General features: G+C 55.3%; 13 protein-coding genes. 1 reads left to right on the forward strand and 12 read right to left on the reverse strand.

Annotated features, from left to right (window positions below; all coding sequences use genetic code 11):
* Positions 1-1,041 precede the first annotated feature (1,041 nt).
* From GNP95_RS08690 to GNP95_RS08725, 8 genes are all read right to left on the reverse strand, one after another.
* Positions 1,042-1,485 carry a GatB/YqeY domain-containing protein gene (locus GNP95_RS08690; protein WP_055107420.1) on the reverse strand — a complete coding sequence of 148 codons (444 nt, stop codon included), beginning with the start codon at positions 1,483-1,485 and terminating at the stop codon, positions 1,042-1,044.
* Positions 1,486-1,500: 15 nt separating this feature from the next.
* Positions 1,501-1,674, reverse strand: coding sequence for a 30S ribosomal protein S21 (gene rpsU, locus GNP95_RS08695; RefSeq protein ID WP_005547957.1), 174 nt, complete (start codon positions 1,672-1,674; stop codon positions 1,501-1,503).
* 130 nt (positions 1,675-1,804) lie between these two features.
* Positions 1,805-2,170, reverse strand: coding sequence for a histidine triad nucleotide-binding protein (locus GNP95_RS08700; RefSeq protein WP_155610441.1), 366 nt, complete (start codon positions 2,168-2,170; stop codon positions 1,805-1,807).
* A gap of 299 nt (positions 2,171-2,469) precedes the next feature.
* Positions 2,470-5,955, reverse strand: coding sequence for an AAA family ATPase (locus GNP95_RS08705; protein WP_155610442.1), 3,486 nt, complete (start codon positions 5,953-5,955; stop codon positions 2,470-2,472).
* Complete coding sequence (locus tag GNP95_RS08710) at positions 5,952-7,136, reverse strand: exonuclease SbcCD subunit D (protein ID WP_155610443.1); 1,185 nt, start codon at positions 7,134-7,136, stop codon at positions 5,952-5,954. Before GNP95_RS08710 ends, GNP95_RS08705 begins: the two co-directional genes overlap by 4 nt.
* A 25-nt stretch (positions 7,137-7,161) precedes the next feature.
* Entirely contained in the window at positions 7,162-11,319 is a 4,158-nt protein-coding gene (gene addA / locus GNP95_RS08715) for a helicase-exonuclease AddAB subunit AddA (RefSeq protein WP_155610444.1), read from the reverse strand.
* Positions 11,316-14,840: a helicase-exonuclease AddAB subunit AddB gene (gene addB, locus GNP95_RS08720; protein WP_155610445.1), complete on the reverse strand. Its 3,525-nt coding sequence runs from the start codon at positions 14,838-14,840 to the stop codon at positions 11,316-11,318. The genes addA and addB overlap by 4 nt, the downstream gene beginning before the upstream one ends.
* Positions 14,841-15,102: 262 nt before the next feature.
* Positions 15,103-16,473: a class I SAM-dependent rRNA methyltransferase gene (locus GNP95_RS08725; RefSeq protein WP_330163318.1), complete on the reverse strand. Its 1,371-nt coding sequence runs from the start codon at positions 16,471-16,473 to the stop codon at positions 15,103-15,105.
* Between the two features lie 157 nt (positions 16,474-16,630).
* Here GNP95_RS08725 and GNP95_RS08730 point away from each other — a divergent pair, with 157 nt between their 5' ends.
* Positions 16,631-17,671 carry a Na/Pi cotransporter family protein gene (locus GNP95_RS08730; protein ID WP_155610446.1) on the forward strand — a complete coding sequence of 347 codons (1,041 nt, stop codon included), beginning with the start codon at positions 16,631-16,633 and terminating at the stop codon, positions 17,669-17,671.
* Here GNP95_RS08730 and GNP95_RS08735 read toward each other — a convergent pair.
* The 4 genes from GNP95_RS08735 to GNP95_RS08750 all read right to left on the reverse strand — a co-directional run bounded on the left by GNP95_RS08735 (position 17,668) and on the right by GNP95_RS08750 (position 21,143).
* A complete protein-coding gene (locus GNP95_RS08735; protein ID WP_155610447.1) occupies positions 17,668-18,099 on the reverse strand; it encodes an NUDIX hydrolase in 432 nt (143 codons plus the stop codon). The two genes, GNP95_RS08730 and GNP95_RS08735, sit on opposite strands and share 4 nt — an antisense overlap.
* Positions 18,100-18,259: 160 nt before the next feature.
* Entirely contained in the window at positions 18,260-19,600 is a 1,341-nt protein-coding gene (gene mtaB / locus GNP95_RS08740; RefSeq protein WP_155610448.1) for a tRNA (N(6)-L-threonylcarbamoyladenosine(37)-C(2))-methylthiotransferase MtaB, read from the reverse strand.
* Between the two features lie 3 nt (positions 19,601-19,603).
* Complete coding sequence (locus GNP95_RS08745) at positions 19,604-20,368, reverse strand: 16S rRNA (uracil(1498)-N(3))-methyltransferase (protein WP_155610449.1); 765 nt, start codon at positions 20,366-20,368, stop codon at positions 19,604-19,606.
* 91 nt (positions 20,369-20,459) lie between these two features.
* Positions 20,460-21,143, reverse strand: a complete 684-nt coding sequence (locus tag GNP95_RS08750) for a site-2 protease family protein (protein WP_155610450.1) — start codon at positions 21,141-21,143, stop codon at positions 20,460-20,462.
* Between the last annotated feature and the right edge of the window lies 1 nt (position 21,144).

Here is a 21,144-nt window from a genome sequence, read left to right on the forward strand (position 1 = left end):
ATCTTGATATCCTTTTTTTCAAGGTGAATTAAACGGATTGTGGATGGCGGCCCCGTCAGGCGTGAGAACAACGAGCATTGAGGGCTGCAGGATGATGCGTAAAAGTGTAATTTGTGGTCGACCTGTCGACCCACTGCCCCATCGACCCACCGCTATTATGCAGCAGATTACTGCTCTCTTAGAGCGGAGCGGTGCGAAAAAGAATTTTAAGGTAAAGAATGTGAAGTGTGTGAAGTGCAGGAAGTGCGTGAAGTGCAGGAAGTGGTGGAGTGCAGGAAGTTGTGCCGCGTTGTAAAGTGAGAGATATGGTTGGCGAAGGCCCAAATACCAGAAAATCCTGCACTTTCCTCACGGTGCCTTAATAGAACTGAAATCTTTCTCTCCAATAAATTAAACTACGGATTTATGACTGTCCTAAATGGTCAGGACACAGATGATGACTAAATTGACTGTACCTAGATAGCAAGAATCAGGTAACTAAAAAGACAACTAGATGTAATTCATGCAGTTAGTTCAGCGGTTTTGGCCGTGTTAGAGGGAACTAACTGCATAACCTACACTTAGTTTTAAGCTATTTCGACGTATTCGCTCCATTCAAGCAAACTAACTGCATGTTTTCCATTTAGCGCATAGTTTTTTTGATAAAAGAGCTTAACTAGTTGTATAAAATACATTTAGTTTTAAATAATCAATGAATGGTTGCTTGAGTGTGGGTACAAGTTACTTGCCCCAGTGAACTTTGGAGAAACCGTAACCTCATCTTAGAGAAGAGCGAGCCCTATCGTCCTAGGGAAAGCAAATCCTATCGTTTGTGCAATGAGCCTGGCATCCTCCAGAAACAACGTAAGGAGAAAAATAAAAATCAATGTCGCTTTCCTCCAAAACGTCGATCGTGACAGGTCCTAACCAAACATAGCAATTGCATCGTTCGCCTCTAGGCCTTATATTTTTAGCCTCTAAATATAGGGCCTTTGATTCCCAACCCCCTCCGCCACACAAAAAACACCTTCTACATTCGTAGAAGGTGTTCATTTGCGTATGTTATTGCAAAAGCTGCTGAACCGCTTGATTCACGAGCTTCCCGTCCGCCCGGCCTTTGACCTTGGGCATTAGAGCGCTCATGACTTTCCCGATATCCGCCTTCGAAGAAGCACCGGTTTCCTGGATGGTCTGCTGTACAATGACTTTAATTTCTTCTTCTGTAAGCTGTTCAGGAAGGTATACGGCAATAATCTCAGCTTCAGCTTTGACATTTGCAGCAAGATCATCGCGACCTGCTTTTTCAAATTCTTGGAGGGCATCTTTGCGCTGTTTGATTTCACGACTTAGGATATCAAGCACTTCATTATCGTTCAAAGGTCTTTTCAGATCTATTTCAAGATTCTTGATCGTAGCACGAACCATTCGAATGGTGGAGAGTTTGAACTTGTCTTGACTCTTCATCGCTTGCTTCATATCTTCGTTCAATCGCTCGCTAAGATTCATGGTAGCTAATTCCTCCTAAAACTTTCTCTTACGAGCAGCCTCGGACTTTTTCTTGCGCTTTACGCTTGGCTTTTCATAATGCTTGCGTTTCTTCACCTCAGCCAATACGCCATCTTTTGCGATGGAACGCTTAAAGCGACGAAGTGCAGCATCAATTGTCTCGTTTTTGCGAACTTTAGTTTCAGACACCAGTTTTCCCTCCCTCCGACCAGACCGTCCAAGAGCATAACACGGTTCATCATTCTTCATTATAGGGGAAAAATAAATCGGGTGTCAACCAAACACCTAGTTTTTATCTTTCATTTTCACCATTAAATTTTTAAATGGCGTGAGAATCGGAACTTTGCACCAAAGCGCCTAGCTTTGCTCCGCCTATCAAATGATAGTGAATGTGGTAGACGGCCTGTCCGCTGTCCGGGCCGCAGTTGTTAATCAGGCGATACCCTGTCTCGGCAACGCCAAGCTTCTTCGCGGCTTCTTGGGCTACCCGGTGGAGTTCCCCGATCATCGCATAGTCCTCAGGGCCCACGTCGTTCATTGTCGCAATGTGCTTCTTTGGAATAATTAAGACATGCGTCGGAGCGGCCGGCTGAATATCATGGAATACGAGAAAAGTATCGTCTTCGTACACTTTGTTTGAAGGAATTGATCCATTTGCGATTTTGCAAAACAAACAGTTTTCCATTTCCAAGCCTCCTACAAAATATATATGTACCATCATACCTAAAATTAGCAAAAAAAAGAAGCACCCTGCTTCCTCGAAGACGAGTTCGCTGGTCGCACGGACGTATTGGACCCAAATTCAAATAATCTCTGTCACCAATACGTCCGGCGGGGTGCTTGCAAAATGATGTCGGCTAACTGTAGTATAACAGCCGGGTGAAGCTGTATCTGTGATATGCATCACGGTCGCAAAAAATATCGGCCTATTTATAACCTCGAGAATTTCGGGCGTGTCGCCGAGGGCGCCCTTGTTCACAGCCCTTATAATCTTTCGAGCACCACCCGTGAGCCCTCCCCGCCGCTTTCTGCCGGGATGACGATCAGCTTGCGGGCTAATCTTGCCCGAAGCTCGGCCACGTGGCTTATAATCCCAACAGATAAATGATCGTGATGGAGATGCTCCAGTGAGGTAATCACCGTATCCAGCAGCTCTGGGTCCAGCGTGCCGAAGCCTTCGTCCAGGAAAAAGAACTGCAGCGGGTATTGGCCGCGAAGCTGAATCTGCGCCGATAAAGCCAGGGCGAGCGCCAAAGAAGTGAGGAACGTCTCCCCGCCGGAAAGAGTAGCTACCGGACGTTTTACCCCGCCGTTCGCATCGTCGCAAATGACAAAACCTCCGCCGGAATCGCATTCCAGCGCATATCTCTGATTCGTCAGGAACCTCAGCCTCTGCGATGCCGCTTGGCTGACGTTCATCAACTGCTCCTCCGCTACGTATTCCACAAACGCATTTCCGCGCAGCGAGGACTGCAGCTTGGCCAGCAGACCCGCTTCATGCTCCCGCTTCAGGCGGACTTTCTCGAGCTCCTGCCAGCGGACATGCCGTTGTCCGAGATCCTCCAGATCACGCTGCGACCTCGCCTTCAACTGCAAAGCAGCCTCATCCTGCTCCTTTGCAAGCCGCAGTGCTTCGCAGCATTCCTGCCACTCCGCCTCAGTCACCACCCGGCCTTCCAGCTTAACCTCGAGCTCCTTGAGGCTAATCAACAGCTCGCGTTCAGCATCCCGGTGGGATTGGATTTGCTCCTCCATGGAGCTCATCTGCTCCTTATCCATAATAGCTTCAGCAACTTGCTGCTCGCTATCGAACGGGGAAATCTTAAGCTCAGCCTGCCACTGCTCCCGCAGCCTCGCTTCCTGCTGCCGGGCCTCCATGGCGGCCTGCTGCGCGAGTACATCCGTCTGGCTGCAGCGCTGGCGCTCCGTCTCGGCTTCCGCTTGGCGGCGTTTGCCCGCCTCGGCCTGCGCCCGCAGCCAGTCGATTCGCTGGCGGGTGCTCTGCAGCAGCTCATCTGCCGATTCTTCGCCGATCCATGCCGTCAGGCGCGTCTTTTTGTCACGAAGCAACTCCTGTTTGCCCTGCTCCTGAAGCTCCCACTGCAGCAGCGACTTGTCAAGCTCGGCGATGTCTTTTTGCAGCTGGGTAATATTCGCTGTTTTCTCTTCAATAAAAGGAATGCTTAGAGACAGCCGCTGCTTGATATCGTCCGCAGCCTGATCCCGCTCGTGAAGCTGCTCCATGCGGATGACCGCCTCCTCCGGCGACAAGCCCGGATGCTCCAGCTCCCATTCCTTCATGAGCCTAGACAGCGCTTCGCGGCACTCGCGGCTATTCCCCTGGGACTGCTCAGCCAGTTGAGAAATCGAAGCCGCCTCCGCTGCCGCGGAAGCCCGCTTCGTCTGAATTTCGGCCAGCTTATGAGTCAAGGTCTTGACTCCTCGTTCCAAAGCTGCGAAGCCCTCGCGCCATTCGGCCTGCCAGCTCTTCAATTCCTCATATCGCTGTGCTAGTACAGCTATCGTCTGCGCTTTTCCGGACAGATCAGCCTCTAATCCGCCGGCAAAATCAGAGCCATCAGTATGGAGCGAGGGTACCGGGAAGGCTGCGGCTTGAGATGCGGCTGCTTCGCGGCGTGCAATCGCACCAGACGAATCCTCTTCAAGAACTGCCTCCAGCGTGCTGGCCAAGCTGCCCAAAGCATCGGAATCCCTCGATGCTGCATAGCGTAAATCGCGGGCTTGTACCAGCAACACGCCAGCCTGCTCCAGCTCCGACTCGCTGCTCAGCAAGCCCTGCTCCTCCAGCTCAGGAGCAGCCGGAGACGGATGCTCTGTCGAGCCGCATACCGGGCATGGATGGCCTTGGCTTAAGGCTTCGGCCAAGCGCAATGACCATTGGTGCTCATCCCGTTCTTTCGCGGTGCGCTTCAAAGCCGCTTCATAGCGCTCAATCCGCTCAGCCAGCCCGGCAGCCTCGGCAGCAAGCCCCGCCAGACTCGACCCGGCTTCCCAAGCCTTCTCCGACAGAGTCAACCGCTCACGTACCAATCCGGCTTCCTCCTGGGCCAGCGCTTCCGAGCGGGCGCTGGCTTCCCTCGCCTTCGCAAGCTGCTTGCTCTCTTCCGCCTCGGCCCTGTTCAACGCTTCACGGGCACTGTAGATCCCCTGCTGCCGGGATATCGCGTCCTGCAGGCTGCGCCGCTCGGAGGCTTTTACCTCGTTGCTCTTGAGCTGCTCCTCCAGCTCCTGCTTACGCTGCTGCGCTTTGACCAGCAGCTGCTCCTGCTTAACCAGCTCTTCACCGAGCTGCCGGTGCTGCGCGCTTGCCTGCTCGCGCTGGGCCGCAAGGCTCCTCGCCTCCGCAAGCAGCTGCTCGCACTCCGCCTGCAGCACCTTCGCCTGCTCGAGCTGGTCCAGCCGCAGCAGCAGCGCCGGCTCCTCGCGCCCGAGCTCAGCCGCAGCCGTCTCTGCGGCCTCTGTCGCGGCGCGGGCGCTGCTTGCCGCGGCCTCCGCCGCCTCGCGAGCCTCGGCAGCCGCGGCGGCACGTGCAGCGGCGAGCTGCTGCGCTTCTTGCCAGGCCGCTAGCGCCGGCCTGATCCGCTCGGCAGCAGCCGCGGCCGCGAGCCGCGCTTCCAGCTCGGCGACGGCGCCGTCCCGCTCGCGCAAGGCGGCAAGCTGCGCGGCACGCGCGCTGCGCTCAAGGCTCAGCTCGCGCACCTTCGCGAGCTGGTCGCTGCGCTGCTGCGCATGATCGAGCTCGCGCCGGCGCGTCGCCGCCAGCGCCGCAGCTGCTTTAAGCGCAGCCTCTGCCTCGCGCAGCGCTGCCTCCGATGCGTCGCCGAGCCCCTGCTGCTCCGCTGCGAGCTCTTTGAGCGCTTGATCGTTCTCCTTCACCTTACGGCTCAATTTCTGGGCCAGCAGATCGCCGTATTTCTCGAGATGGAACAGGCGCTGCAGCATCGCTCTGCGCTCCGCCCCCTTCAAGGAGAGAAATTCGGCGAACTTGCCCTGGGGAAGAACGACTGCACGGGTGAAATCATCCATTTTAAGGCCGATTTTCTCTTCGACGCAGCGCGTAACTTCGGCCAGCTTATCCGCCACGACCTTTTCTCCGTCGGGCGATATTTCAATGAAGCGGCTAACCGTATTGCTGACGGAAATATCACCTTGGCGCTTGAAGCGGCGCTCTACCCGGTAGCGCTCCTCGCCTTTTGCCGACATCAGCTCGAAGGTGAAAGCTACGAACAGCGAATCCTCCGAATGGTTCATAATCCCCTGTGTTCCCCCGGAGGCACGGCCGACTTTGCCATACATCGCCAGTGTGATGGCATCGAGAATCGTAGATTTGCCGCTGCCGGTCGGACCGAAAATGCCAAACAGTCCGGTGTCGCATAGCGTCGTGAAATCAATTTCCTGCATGCCCCGGTAGCTCTGCAAGCCCGATAACTTCAGCGAGATCGGCTTCATACTTCCTCCTCCTCTTCGATGCCGGCAGCTTCATCTTCGGCCACCAGCGACATAAACAGCTCCACCAGCTCCTCTTCCGGCTCCGCTCCGCCGCTTTGCCGCTGGTAAAATTTGCGGAACAGCTCGTGAACCGGCATTTGAGCGCGCGAGGCGGCCGCCGTCTCCTCGGACCGTCCCGGATACACCGGTCGGATATGTACAATTCCCTCGTGAGCCTTGCGGAGCGTCTGGATATCGCTCATCGACATCGCTTCGGTCAGGCTGATCTCAAGGTCGATGAAGGCGTTTTTGTCCCGCCCCTCATCAAGCCAGCGATGAGCCTCTTCCAAGCCGCCGCGGCATGTCCAGCGCACCAGCGGGCGGCCGCTGCTGAGAAACAGTTCTTCCATTCTCGGAATCTCACCAGGAGCTGTATCCAGCAGCATCACCGATTTTGCCTGCCCGGCCTCCGAGAAGCTGTAGGAAAGCGGAGAACCGCTGTACCGGATCAGACCGCTGCTCTTGACGAGCTGGGGGCGGTGCAAATGCCCCAGCGCCGTATACTGTGCTCCAACATCCAGAGCCGCAGGGTCTACCGTATACGCGCCGCCGACCTGGATTGGACGCTCGGAGTCCGATTCTACTCCGCCCAGCACATAGATATGGCTCATGGCCAGATTCACAGTGTCAGGCCGAAATTCCTGGGCCAGCTGCCGCATTAGCTTGCCGACCTTTGCGCTGTAGGCCGAGCGCAGCTCCCGTTCGTCCCCGTCCTCGGCCAGCAATTCGGATAATCTCGCTTCCGAGGGGTAAGGCAGGGCCGCGATAACCGCCCGTTCTTTCGTACGCGGCACGTCCACGATCACACTTCGAGGACTGGGCAGACCCACCAGCGTAATACCGCGCTGTGCGACAAGCGGAGAAACGGCAGAAATGCGCTCAGGCTGGTCATGATTCCCGGCGATAACGACAAGCTGGCAGCCGTTGTCATTCAGACGGGCCGCGGCATCGTAGAACAACCCCTCGGCAGCCGCAGGCGGGTTGACGCTGTCATATACATCACCGGCCATTAATATCATATCGACCTGGTGATCGCGGGTAAGCTGGATAAGCTCATCCATAAACATCTCCTGTTCCCTAAAACGGCTTCTTCCCTCCAGCGTCCGTCCCAGATGCCAATCTCCCGTATGCAAAATGCGCATTTCCTGTTCCTCCTCCAAATTGAAACTACTGCGATGAGTCCTGCAATTTGACCGCTTCCCCATGATCGAAAAAGTACAGCCATTTCTCATCGACCTTGCGGCCCATGATCTGTTCGATCGCTTTGGCGTACAGCTCGAGCTGGAAACGATAGGTTTCCGCCAGCGCCGGCACGCCTCCCTGGTGCTCCAGCACCCGGTCGCTTTTATAATCCAGCAAGTACAGCTTATCCCCGACAGCGAACAAGCAGTCGATAATCCCTTGAATCAGCACGGTCTCTCCGGCCAATTCCTCAATCGCCAGCCGTTTCCCGTCCGCTTCAGCTTCATCTGCGACGCCCGCTGTAGCCGAAGCGAACCGCGGGTAAGCTTCCTCTACAGACAGGCCGTAGCTAAACGGCATCTCCCGCCGAATCCAGTCAGCCTGGCGCAGCAAAACGCCCAGCGGGCTTTGCAAAAATCCGGCAACCCGTGCAGTATCCATTTCCGCGCTCTGCTCCCGGGACATGATCTGCAGCTCCACAAGCTGCTGCAGCGTCCGGCGAACCGTCTCTTCGTCCGCCTCCTGGTCAAAAGGAAGATGCTGCATGAGCAAATGATATGCCGTTCCCCGTTCGGTCGGCGTCATCCGCTTCTCCTCCATAAACTTCGGACGGCGCAAATGCAGCTTGTATTCGGCCTTATCTTCAAGAACGTTCCGCCGCTCCATGCGCGCTTCCTCTACGGCGAGCCAATCCATCGGCGGCTCCTCCTGCATGGCCAAAAGCGTCTTCATTTCGGTAACTGACGTCTTGGCCGAAATCCGGCCGGCCATTTCGTAAGGGTAGCGCCAGTCCAGCCTTGCCCTCACGGCATCTTCGAACCTCGTATCCTCCGCCGGGCGGACAGGAACAGGAGCGCCGGCTACCAGCGCCTGCAGCATGGCCTTCTCCTCCGGAGCCCAAGCTTTGGTTGCTGCCGCTTGCGCATAGGCAGTCACGAACTGCTCGGCGGCGATGAAGCCGACCACCCAGTCCGGACCGCTTCCCTGTCCATAGTCCGCTGAAGGCTCCGGTAACCCGGCGAATTCGCGAAGCTGTGCCGCAGCCGGGTGGCGGATTAACGAAGGCCCGATCCAATCCAGGTAACTGCGCCCCCGGGCAATCAAATAATCAGGAAGCTGCTCAGTGCGGCTCGCCAGAATGCTTCCCCATGACTCCACCGACTTGGCCAAATCTTTGACCGAGGAAATCAGAATGAGCTTGTCCTTAGGTCTGGTCAGGGCCACGTACAACACCCGTATTTCCTCGGCCAGCAGCTCCAGCTGCGCCCGGCGGCGAATCGCCAGATTCGGAAGCGTGGGATAGCTCACCCGCGTATTCTCATCGACGTATTTAGGCCCGTAGCCCATTTCCTTATGCATCAGGAACGGCGTATTCAAATCCTGCCGGTTGAACATTTTGGACAAGCCCGCTACAAAGACGACCGGGAACTCCAGCCCTTTGCTTTTGTGGATGGTCATAATCCGAACCGCATCCTCCTGTTCTCCGGCAGAAGCCGCCGCGCCAAGGTCACCGCCGTTCTCCCGCAGCCTCGTAATATATCTCAAAAACCTGAACAGGCCGCGCGCGGCTGAGGATTTCTCGAATTGTCTAGCCCGGTCAAGAAGGGCCCGCAGGTTCCCCTGCCGCTGAGCTCCTCCCGGCAAGCCGCCGACCCAATCCAAAAATCCGGTTTGCCGATAAATGTCCCTAATCAGGTCGCCAAGTTCACCCTCCCTGGCTTTATTCCGCCAAGCTTCGAGCTGCCCCGTATAGACGATTAGCCTGTCCCTTAACGAAGCGTGCTTTACTCCGGCATGAGCCGCCGAGTGCTCCGCGGCCCAAAGCTCGCCCGGCGCTGTTCCAGCTTCGCCGCCCTTTTCTCCTGAGGATGCAGCTGCAAGTGGACCTTTAGGTTCATCTGCCAGGGCTTCTGGCGCCAGCAGCCCGCTATTCCTTATCTCTGCTGTCGTCTCTTCCGCAGTCTCTGCCATAGCAGCTGTCGAAGCTTCAGCCGAAGCCCATGACGCAGCCTCCGCCCCTGCCATATCCGTCTTCTCCGGGTCAATGTAAGCCTGCACAGCCTCATAGAAATTGCCTTTTGGAGCAGCAAGGCGTATTTCAGCCAGCTCCTCCTCGGACAAATTGCAGAGCGGTGAACGTAGGACAGCGGCCAGCGGAATATCCTGCATCGGGTTATCAATGACCTGGAGCAGGGACATCATCGTTTCGACCTCAGAGGCGTCGAAATACCCCTGGCTCACTTCTCCATAGGCCGGGATGCCTTCCATCCGAAGCTCCTCCATCATGGCGGGAGCCCAGGTCAATGTAGAGCGGAGCAAAATGACCATGTCCCGGTATTCTACGGGACGCAAGCCCTTCAGATGTTTATCGTAAATGCGCAGAGGCTTCTGCCGCATCTCCCGAATTTTGGCCGCAATGGCCCGGGCCTCCAGACGAACCGCCTCCAAATCAGCAAGCTCCTCGTCGATTCTAGCTCCCTCTGACTCGCCCTCCGCTGCCGGCGTTTCACCCTCTGCAGCCGCATCGCCGCTCCGGTCGATCAGAAGCAGCTCAGGGCGGTAGTCCTCCCCGTCATTGTCAGGGTAGCCTTCCCCATACACGAGCTCCGAACGGGAATCATATGCAATTTCCGCAACGGTCTCATTCATGATTTGCCGGAAGACATAATTGACGGCATCGATCACTTCCCGCCGGCTGCGGAAATTGCGGGCAAGGTCAATTCTAAGCCCTTCCGCCGACGCATCCCCGCCATAGCTCCGGTATTTCTGCAGGAATAGTCCAGGCTCGGCCAGTCTGAACCTGTATATGCTCTGCTTCACGTCGCCGACCATAAAGCGGTTGCCCGGCTCCCGCCGGGAAATCAGCCGGACGATATCCTCCTGCACCGTATTCGTATCCTGATATTCGTCGAGGAGAACCTCTTCGAATTGCTGCTGATATTCCAACGCGGCATCGGAAGGCATGACCTTCTCCCAAGTTGACTCCGGATGCCGCAGAATTTGCAGACAGTAATGCTCAAGGTCAGAGAAGTCGAGCCAGCCTTTGGCCGTTTTCTCCTTGCGGTACCGCTCGGCGAATTCCATAACGAAAGAAGACAGCTCGGCCATCAGCGGAGCCATCTGGTTCATCTCGTCCAGAAACGCCTCGGGCGAGCGGCCGAACAGCTGCGTACGCAGCTCTGTGAGCGTCTTCTTTGCTTCCTCGCGAAGCGTTTTAACCCGCTCCTGCAGCGCCGGATCGGTCTGATCCTTCTTGCACGGCTTCAGCTTGCCAAACGCGACGGCATCGAATTTCCCATGCAGCAAAGACCACTGCCCTTCATGAACGTAAGCCAGCATCAGCTCGACCATCGCGATGTCCTCTTCCAGCGTGGCAGCGTAAGGCTGCGGTCCGCCAGGGGACATCGCGATCGCCTCGGCCTGCCGCAGCAGCTGAACAGCTCCTTCGAGGGTCAGCTTCGCATCGCTCAGTATGCTGCTGACCCACACGCTTTTCTCCAAAGCCTCCACGCCAGGAGCGGCAAAAGCCTCTGCGGCCTGCCGCAGCCAAAAGTCCGGCCACGGATGGCTCCGCGAGAAATCGTACAATTTCTGCACCAGGAAAAAGACAGCATCGTCGCTGCGTTCTCCGCCAAACCAGTCCACCAGACGCAAAAACGGGCTGTCCTCCCGCTCGAGAGCATATTTCTCCTCAAACAGCTCCTCGAGCACTTCCTGGCGAAGCAGGGCCGTCTCGCTTTCCGATGCGATGCGGAATCCGGGGTCAAGCGGGATCAACGTATAATAGCGCTGGATCACTTCCATGCAAAAAGAGTGAAGGGTCGTAATCGAAGCACGCCCCAGCATGGCAAGCTGACGCCCCAGATGCTCATTCGCAGGATTCCGGGACAGCTCCTTCTCTAGCGCCTCCCTGATGCGCTGCCTCATTTCCGTAGCGGCTGCTTTAGTAAAAGTCGCAACAAGCAGGCGGTCCACACTAAGCGGCTGATCCGTGCTGCACAGCTTCCGGATGATGCGTTCCACCAGCACTGCCGTTTTGCCCGAGCCGGCCGCTGCGGCGATCAGCATATTGCTTCCGGACAGCGATATCGCTTTCCACTGATCGTCGCTCCAGTAGCTGCCCGGCGGCTTCGGTATGCTCATCTTTGCCCCTCCTCTCTGTCATTTTGCTCGAACAGCTCCCACAGCTTATCCTTGCCGGGCTTGCTCAGTACCTGATAAGAAACGTCCTCCACTGTTTCATCAAAACGGCAAACCGGCTTAAAGGCGCAGTGCGTGCATGCCGTCTCGGTGCCCAACCGATACGGAGTGATCCGGACGTCTCCTTCCGTAATTCTCGTTCCGATTTCCGTTATGGTCCGCTTGGCCGATCGAAGCAGCTTGTGCCATTGCTCTTCCGTAGCGACAGAAGCGCTGCTGTAGAAGCCCCCGTCGGCTTTGACGGCGACCGGAAGAATATCGGAATACCCTTTATCCAAAACGCTGTCCATCTTGGAAATGACATCCCTATCCGCAAGCAGCAGTCCCTTCATCTTGAATCGTTTCAGCATCTCCTGTTCAGCTTGCTCCGGGCTCATGCCGTTGCTGCTCTGCAGCAGCGGGTTATGAACATGGAAGTACAGCGTGCCCGCGGGCATTGCCCTTTCCCCAAGCCACGATTCGCTGGACGCAAGCAGCACCTCAAGATAGGTCAGCATTTGCAGCGATAAGCCGTAATACACCTCGTGAAGCTTCAAATCCGTCTGGCTTGACTTGTAATCAATAACTCTTAGCAGCAGCCCCTGCTCTCCCTCCGCGACGTCAACCCGGTCGATCCGTCCGACGATTTCCATGACGCATCCGTTTGGAAGCTCAAAGGTAAGCGGGGGAAGAGCTTGCCCGGGACCGAAATCCAGCTCCAGGCCGATCGGCTCGAAGCTGCCTCTTCTGGAATGTTCTCCGAGAATGATAGAGGCACGGCCCACGATATTCTTAAGCTTGCGGGTAATGTACCCATACCGCTTCGAGCTCAGCAGAATTTCACCCTGCAGCTTTGGCGCAATCCGGTCAACCGCTTCCTCCGCCTCTTTCAGACATTGTTCGGGGGAAAGGCTGCCCCAGCTGCGATTCTGTTCCTTGAACGTAAGCGCCATCGAGCTTAACGCCGCATGGAACAGTTGGCCGATATCCGGCGCCTTCAGCCGGTAAATTTGCCGTTCCTTCAGCTTTAAGCCGTGAGAGGCAAAATGTGAAAACGGACAAGCCGAAAATTTCTCCATCCGGGACACGCTCGTCCGAAGACGCTTGCCGTATAATCGCCGGCTCGTCGCGGCAGATAGCCCCCGCACCTTGTTGCGGTATTCCAGCGAGCCAAGCAGGCGAGCAACTTTGCCATCCCATTCCGGGCTGGTCTTATACCAGCCCAGAACGTCCCACCATACCGGAGAGATCGGCTCGCCGTTTCTCCATTGCCGCAGTTGATCGATTAACCGGGACAACGTTGGCGCCGGACGGCTCACATATTCAAGCTGCTGTTGCTCGGGATCGCCCGCGGCTGGAGCTTCCGCCAGGAAGCGTTCCTGCAGACTCGGAAAAATCGTCTTTACATGCCGGATAACCTCGGAGGGCAGAAGGGCCTTGCCGTCTTCGTCAGCCAGCGGATAGCTTAGCCACAGCGAGCGGCTCGCCGCCGACAAGGCCTCGTAAATAAGGAAGCGCTCATCAAGGAGTCTTCTTGTCAGGCCAGGGGCGAGCCCGATGCCGATCTCGGAGAGCCGTGTCCGCTCCTGATCGTTGAGCACGCCTTCTTCCTGGAGGCTGGCAGGCATGATGCCTTCATTTATTCCAAGCAGAAATAGATGCTTAACATGGCTTGAACGCGTACGATCCGTGCTCCCGATCAATACCTGATCCAGGGATGGCGGAACAAGAGACAGCTTGAGATCCTGCAGCCCCGTCTCCATAATTCCAGCGAATATATCCAGGCTAAGCTCCTCTTCTCCCATCATTTCTACGATTTGATCAAGGAGGTCCAGGACGGCGCTCCATAGCTGGCGATGTTCCATTGCCTCCTGCGGCCTTCCCTGGCGCTGGGCTTCATGCGCCAGCTTGTCTAGACGGTGGGCAGCCTCGGTATCTTCGAGCAGCCTGTAGACCGCCGTGCACATTTCACGGGTATTGCGGCTCCGCTTCAATCTCGTCTCGAAAGCGGACAAAGGCGTTACAATCGCCTCGCGGCAGCGCTCCAGCAAGCGCATGGACTCGTTCTCCGCTTGCTCGGCCGGACGCTCAGGTCCTTCTAGTGACAGGCTGGGCGTGCCCTTCCATGGCCGGCCATCGTTCCAGCGATAGCCGTGAATCCCACTCGCCAACGCATAGTTTTCGAGCCGGTCCATATCGCTGCGCGTCAAGCTGCCGTCCAGCGGCAGTAGAAATTCGCTCTTGACGCAGCGGAATACATCCTCGTATTTCCAAAATTTCAACACAACGTCCAGGGCGCCCCGAATCAGCTCTACCATGGGATGATAGAGGACGCTCCGCTTCTGGTCGAAAAAATAGGGAATGCCGTATTCCTCAAATAACGGGCCGACGAGGTGGTCGTAGTCCTCCAAATTTCTAACAAGCAGAGCCATGTCACGCCATCTAGCCCCCTGCTCCCTGGCCAGGGCAACCATCGCCCGCGCGGCTCCTTCAATTTCCACGCGTCGGCTGCCTGCCGCTTGCAGAGACAATGCGGCCGATAAATTCTCCGGCGCCGCCGCGCCCTTCCACGGGGTCCGGTGTTCATAGGCAAACTCCAAATGCGATAATGTCACATTGCTCTTAAAGCGTGGAAACGGACGGACGCCGAGAACCTCCGCCGGCTTAACCTCCACTCCACATTCCTCCGCAAGCTCGCGAAGCTTCATGTAAGTTACCGCTGTGGAATGAAACAGATTCAGTTCATGCGGCAGAGCTCCGTCATCATAAGGACGGTCCAACGTAAGCGATACGGTCATCGACGAGGCCGCCGACATAAGCACGCCGATGGCTTTGTACTCCTGGGGGGTAAAGGACTGGAACCCGTCGATCCAAATGTCGGCCCCGCGAAGATAGGAAGAATTCGGAGCACCCTCGGCAAGCTTGACGACATGATCCTCAGCATCTATGTAGAGTTGGGATAATTCCTGGTCAAATTCACGATAGATAATGCTGAGATCATGCAGCTTATCCTTCAGGAGCGGCGATTCGCCATCGGACCTTTCGAGGATCTCCCCGTATTTGTCCAGAGCCGAGAAATCGGCATCATGTTTCTTCAGCTCGCTGTACAGCGCATTGATCCGGTCAATTACACCAAGCTGATCGCCCGACTGCTTATATAGCTTCAGCTCTTTGCGGTGCCTGCGCATAATTTTGTAGAGAAGCATCTTCTTGCCCTCTTCACTGATCGGTATAAGCGCCGATCCACCCGTTTCCTGCATAACCCGCAGAGCCAGACGGTGAAAGCCGAGAACCTGGACTCTGACGGTACCATATAATTGCTCCGACTGGACGATAGCCCGTTCAATCTGGAACGTCCCCTGTTCCGGGGCGATCAAAATAATCGGCGGACCCGCCGGGTCGGCTCTTAGCATCGAGGTAATCCGCTCCAGAATCAAGCTGCTCTTGCCGCTTCCTGAACGGCCGATGATCAATTGAAGTGACATGATGCTCCTCCTAACAGCAAAACTGCCATAAACCTAAATTTTATATCAAAGCAAGAAGCAATGCTGTCGCGGCTTCTTGTCACGGTAAAGTTGTTAATTTACATTATAGCATACAGATCTTAGCGATTAAGCCGCAAACAAGAATATATGTTCTGTTCATTGTAAACTAGTAAACGCGCAAAATACAACAAGACTTCTGAAAATAATCAGAAGTCTTTTAATGCAGCTGCCGTCATTTCCTTTTTTTGCCACCCTGGATAAGTTAAAACGTCTTGCTCCGCACCTCAAAGATTGCAAACTTCAAATAATGCCCTTCATTAACGCCTAAAATTTGCGGATGGTCTTTCCCGGCCGCCCGCCATTCAATCAGCCTGAGCACCTTGCCCGCGTCCATCGCCGCTTCCTGAATCGTCTGCAGGAACAGCTCCGGCTTCATATGGTAGGAACAGCTGGCAGTAACCAAATAACCGCCCTCGTTCACCAGCTTCAGGCCATGTAAATTAATGTCCTTGTACCCTCTGCACGCCCCTTTGACCGCCCCTTTCGTCTTGGCAAAAGCCGGCGGATCGAGTATGACGACGTCCCAGGTACGGCCACCGCCGGCCGTCATTGGCTGAGAGGTGTCTACTTTGCCGGTATCGGCAGCGCGCAGACGCCGTTCGTCCAGCCCCTTGACCTGGGTGCGCAAATACTCGAAAGCATCCGCCACGACGAACTCCACCCGGTCCTCAAAGCCGTTCAGCCTGACGTTCTCCTGGGCGCTTTGGATCGCGTGCTCGGAAATATCGAGGCAGGTTACCTTTTTGGCGCCGTACTTGCATGCATGAAGCGTAAAGCTGCCCGTATGAGAGAAACATTCCAACACGGTTGCCCCGTCCCAATAGGGAAAAACAACCTCCTTGCCCTTCCGGTTGACCGGAGCCATGCGGAATCCCCCGCCGTCCGCGGGAAGCTGCTGCAGCGTAACCCCGCTCCTTTCTCCCCAACCCGTCATCAGCGGTTCAATGGAAGCGCGGTTCTCACGCTGATCAAAGAAATACCCCGTCTTCTGGCCCTGCCAGATGTCGACTTGGATCAACAGGCCATTCTCCGTCACGGTCACATGCCGCGGCGGATCGCCGTACAGCGGACCTTTGACCTCCTCAAGACCTTCCAGGGCGCGGACGGATACGTCGCTGCGCTCATAGATGCCCGCCGGCCGAAGCACAGCTGCCAGAGCTTCAACAATGCTGTCGCGGCAGCGGTCCATCCCCAGTGTAAGCAGCTGTACGACAAGAACATCGCCAAACCGGTCTACGATCAGTCCCGGCAAGAAATCAGCCTCTCCGTAGACAAGCCGGTAGGCATCCTCCTGAAGAAATCTGTTACGGTGTGCAAGACACTGTTCGAAGCGCTGGATGAAGAAAGCGGTGTCCATCGCTTCAAGTGGTTGATAGGACACGACACGAACTGTAATTTGCGAATCGGGATTGTAGTAGCCTGTTGCCAGAAACTTGCCTCTCCAGTCCAACACGGATACTAGGCTACCCGGCTGCGGTCCGCCCTCTATTTTCTCGATTTCATTGCTGTAAACCCATGGATGCCCCTGTTCCAGCCGTTTCTTACGACTGCGTTGCAATATGACTGATGGCACGCTGACCCACTCCTCTTATTCTTAAATAGCTTCTCCTCAACTTGCACTGCCGCCCGGTATAGGCAACTGGCTTATAAAACCGGCCGGAGGCTCGGGCATGAGAGCTGCAAGTACTGCATATATGTAACTTGTACAGCTTTATCAGAGGAGGGAGCTCATGTTTCACGAAATTGTGTTCCCGGCGACGTTTGGCTTTGCTCTGTTTCTGCTTGGCATGAAAATTATGGAGGCGTCGCTTCAGGCCTGGGCCGGACCGAGGCTGATCAAACTGCTGCAAGCCTCGACGCGCACGCCATGGACGGGCCTGTTATCGAGCACCTTCGTTACGGCCGTGCTCCAGAGCAGTACGGCCGTAACGGTGATGACAATCGGGCTCGTCAATGCCGGGCTGTTGTCTTACGGCCGGACACTGGGCATCATCCTCGGCGGCAACATCGGAACCTGCCTGACTACCGAACTGATCGCCTTGAATATTTCGCGCCTCGGCATTCCGCTTATGATTGGCTCTCTCGTCATATGGGCTTGCGCCGTAATGGGCGAAGAAGCGTATGCCCACGGCCAGGATGGCGGACGCTGGGCGCGAAGGCTGCGGCCGATCCAGTTCGGATCGCTCGCTGCGTTCGGCTTCAGCCTTATTATGATCGCGATCAAATGGATGCAGTCGATCGGTCCAGCTCTAGAGAACCGCGGCGTGATCTCCTGGCTGCTGATGCACGCGGACGACAGTCTCCTCTGGGGGGCCATCGCCGGAGCAATTCTCACGGCACTTATCCATAGCAGCGCAGCCGTTATCGCCATGACGATGGGGCTTGTAGCTGCCGGGGCGCTCCCGATTGAATTTGGCATTGCTATGGTCATCGGCTCTAACGTAGGCACATGTATTACGCCGCTGATCGCCTCGGTCGGCAGCTCCCGTTCAGGACAGTTCGTCGCCTGGTCCCACGTCATCCTCAACGTGCTTGGCGCAGTGCTCTTCATGCCCCTGGTTCCATGGCTTGAAGCGGCGGCAGTCTGGCTTAGCCCTGATCCCGCGGCACAGATCGCCCATACGCAGACGATTTTCAACGTGGTCTGTTCCTTGCTCGCGCTCCCCTTTTGCTATTTGCCCATCTGGTCAAAATGGAGCGGGCCGACGCATCGGCCCCGGGAATATTCCACGCGGCCGATGGCGCTGCCTCCTGCCAAAATGCGCGATTAAACCTGAACGCCCAGCAATTTTAACGCTTTTTCCAGTATAAAATCATTGTTGTCATAACCGGCATTGCACTGCCTCTCCCAAGCGACTGCAGGCTCATACCAGGCCACGCTGCGTATTTCCTCCGTTTGGGGTATCAGCATGCCGCCTTCGCTTTCAACAAGATAGTAGTGAACTTCCTTTTGGATATCTCCATGCTGCGGATGATGATAAGTATAGGCAATAATATCGATGGGCTCGACGATTCGGCCAAGTATTCCGGTTTCCTCTTTAATTTCACGAAGCGCGGTTTGCTCGATCGTCTCCCCGTTCTCCTGTTTTCCTTTAGCATAGGATATTTTGCCGTATCGGTCCGTAATGAGCTGTATTTGCAATTGTCCCGCTTCTCTGCGGTAGACAATGCCTCCTGCGGATATTTGCTTGGACGGCATAACATGATCCCTCCTTATTCGTAGCACATTCTCTAAAAAACGGATTCTCAGCTTGCCCCTACCGGGGATAATACCCAAATGGACAACAAGGATTTCACCCCGGGGTGAAATCCTTGAAGGCAGGTATGATATTCAAACACGCGATAAGCCGGACAGATTGTTAGGCCAATGCTCTGGAGGAATCCTCCAAAATGCGTACAAGCTGGCCTTCACAGGTGTTGACGCCCGCTTTTGTCAATTTGACCCGGCACACTTTTCCAGTCAAGTCACCGGAAGCCTCAAAGCGAATTTGCAGGTAGTTGTCGCTGAAACCGGCAGCGTAGCCTTCGCCTGCGACTCCCTTCTCATCCTTCTCCGGTATGACATCGACCACCTCGCCGACGAATTTCTGTGCATACGCCAGCTGCATCGATTCTGAGAGATCAATCAGCTCATGGACGCGTGCGTGCTTCACTTCCTCGTCCACCTGGTCCTCCATCCGCGCTGCCGGCGTACCGGTACGCTTGGAATAAGGGAATACGTGCATTTCCGAGAAGCCGATGCGCTTAATCGCCTCGAAGCCCTCCCGGAACAGTTCATCGGTCTCGCCAGGAAAGCCGACGATAATATCTGTCGTAATCGCCACATCCGGCATGAATTCACGAATCTTCTTAATCTTGAGTTCGAATTCTTCAATCGTATATTTCCGTCTCATCCGCTTCAGCACTTCGTTGCTTCCGGCCTGCAGCGGAATGTGAAAATGACGGCACATTTTGCTGGAGCCCTTCAGCACTTCCAGCATCTTATCGTCGATCTGGCTTGCTTCGATCGAACTGATCCGCACGCGCTCAAGCCCCTCGACCTTATCCAGCTCCCAGAGCAAATCGGACAGGCGGTAGTTTTCAAGATCGTCGCCGTATCCCCCGGTATGAATGCCGGTCAGTACGATTTCCTTGTATCCTGCGGCGACCAGCTGCTTCGCCTGATTCACGACGCTTTGCGGATCGCGGCTGCGGGACAAGCCCCGCGACCATGGAATGATACAGAAGGTGCAGAAGTTATTGCAGCCCTCTTGAATTTTGAGAAAGGCGCGTGTCCGGTCTGCAAAATCCGGTACGTCCAGCTCCTCGAAATCCCGGGTTTTCATAATGTTGCGCACGGCATTAATCGGCTGGCGCTGCTCCTGAAGCTGGCCGATCAGGGGCATGATCTTCTCCCGGTCCTGGGTACCGATCACAAGATCCACCCCAGGGATGTCCAATATTTCGGCAGGCGATGTCTGGGCATAACAGCCCGTAACCGCAACGATCGCGTCCGGATTGCGGCGGATCGCCCGGCGAATGATTTGCCGTGATTTTTTATCGCCAGTGTTCGTGACCGTGCACGTATTAATCAAGTATACATCTGCGGTCTGTTCAAAATCGACCTGCTCGTAGCCTTCGTTCTTAAAGAGCTGCCAAATGGCTTCTGTGTCATAGAAGTTGACTTTGCAGCCCAACGTGTAAAAAGCGACGGATGGCATTGTTTAAAACTCCCCCATTTCTCCGGTTTCATACATGATGCAGGTCAAGGCGGCCATACCAGCCGTCTCCGTTCTCAAAATCCTTCGGCCCAGCCCTATGGATACGGCACCTGCCGCTTCTAATTGCGTGATTTCCTGCTCCGTAAATCCGCCCTCAGGACCGATCGCAATCAACACCCGCGGCTTCGCCCCCTCCTCCATGCGCTCCGCAAAAGGCTTCAGCACGTCCCGCAGCTGCTGGCCGTGCTCCTTCTCATAGCATACACAGGCGAGGTCATATTCCGGCAGCTTGGCGAGCAGCTCCTTCCAGGCCGCCGGCGAATCCACCGTCGGAATCCTGCTGCGGTGAGCCTGCTCAGCCGCCTCTTTCGCGATTTTGCGCCAGCGGAGCGCCCGCTTCTCCTCTTTCCGCGGATCATATTGAACGACCGTCCGTTCCGACATGAAAGGCAGAAAGGAGGTGGCGCCGATCTCCGTGCATTTCTGGATGACGACTTCCATTTTATCGCCTTTCGGCAAACTTTGGGCGATCGTCACCTGAACACGGGGTTCTCCGGATGGCTCAAGCATTTCTATAATACGGGCTGTCACTTCCTGCGCTTCAATCTCCGTAATCTCGACAAGCGCTTCCCTAGCGATCCCGTCACTGACAATCAGCTTATCTTCAAGCTTGGAACGCATCACTTTGCCTATATGGCGAGCGTCCTCACCGGTTATGCTCACCGTCTTGTCCCCAAACTGTATCGGGTCAATAAAATAACGCTGCATTTCTCATCAACCTCACCTTAATCACCAAAGAACATCATACAACTTTTGAATTATGGATTCCAGTATTTATTCCTCGAAAAAACGGGCAGGACTACCCGCCAAACAGCATGAGGAAAAAACTGCCGAACTGAAAATAAATCGAACTGGCTGCCGCATATAAAGGTTCAATAATCACACTGCGGAGCTGGGGAATGATCAGGATGAGCAAAAAGATGAGTATAGACCACTGCTCAAATTGCTTCAATGAGATTCTGGCCCGGTCAGGTACGATATCCTCCAGAATACGGTAGCCGTCAAGCGGCGGCAGCGGCAATAAGTTAAATAGGAATAGAAAAAAGTTCCAGAAATTAAAAATCCCAAAAAAAGTATGAACGGCATTATACAAGATTTCATTCGAAATCATGTCGAGTATGCCGAACTTGGAAAGCGCGACATAAATCATCGTCCCGAGAAAACCGAGCAGCAAATTGCTCAGCGGCCCTGCCGCGGCGACGACGATCCCCATTTGCCGCGGCTTCTCGAAATTATCCCGGTTGACGGGAACCGGCCTCGCCCAGCCAAATCCCGCAATGAGGAGCAAAATCACTCCAAACAGGTCGAAGTGGACAGCCGGGTTCAGGGTGAGCCGCCCCTGCAGCCGTGCTGTCGGGTCCCCAAATTTATTGGCAAAATAAGCGTGGGAAAACTCATGCACGGTAAAAGCGATAATCAGCGTAATTAAAAAATAAGGCAGCTGATCCAGGGGAATCCGCAATATTTTATTTAAAAAATCCATG

Source organism: Paenibacillus woosongensis (assembly GCF_009725165.1).
Classification (GTDB): Bacteria; Bacillota; Bacilli; order Paenibacillales; family Paenibacillaceae; genus Fontibacillus; species Fontibacillus woosongensis.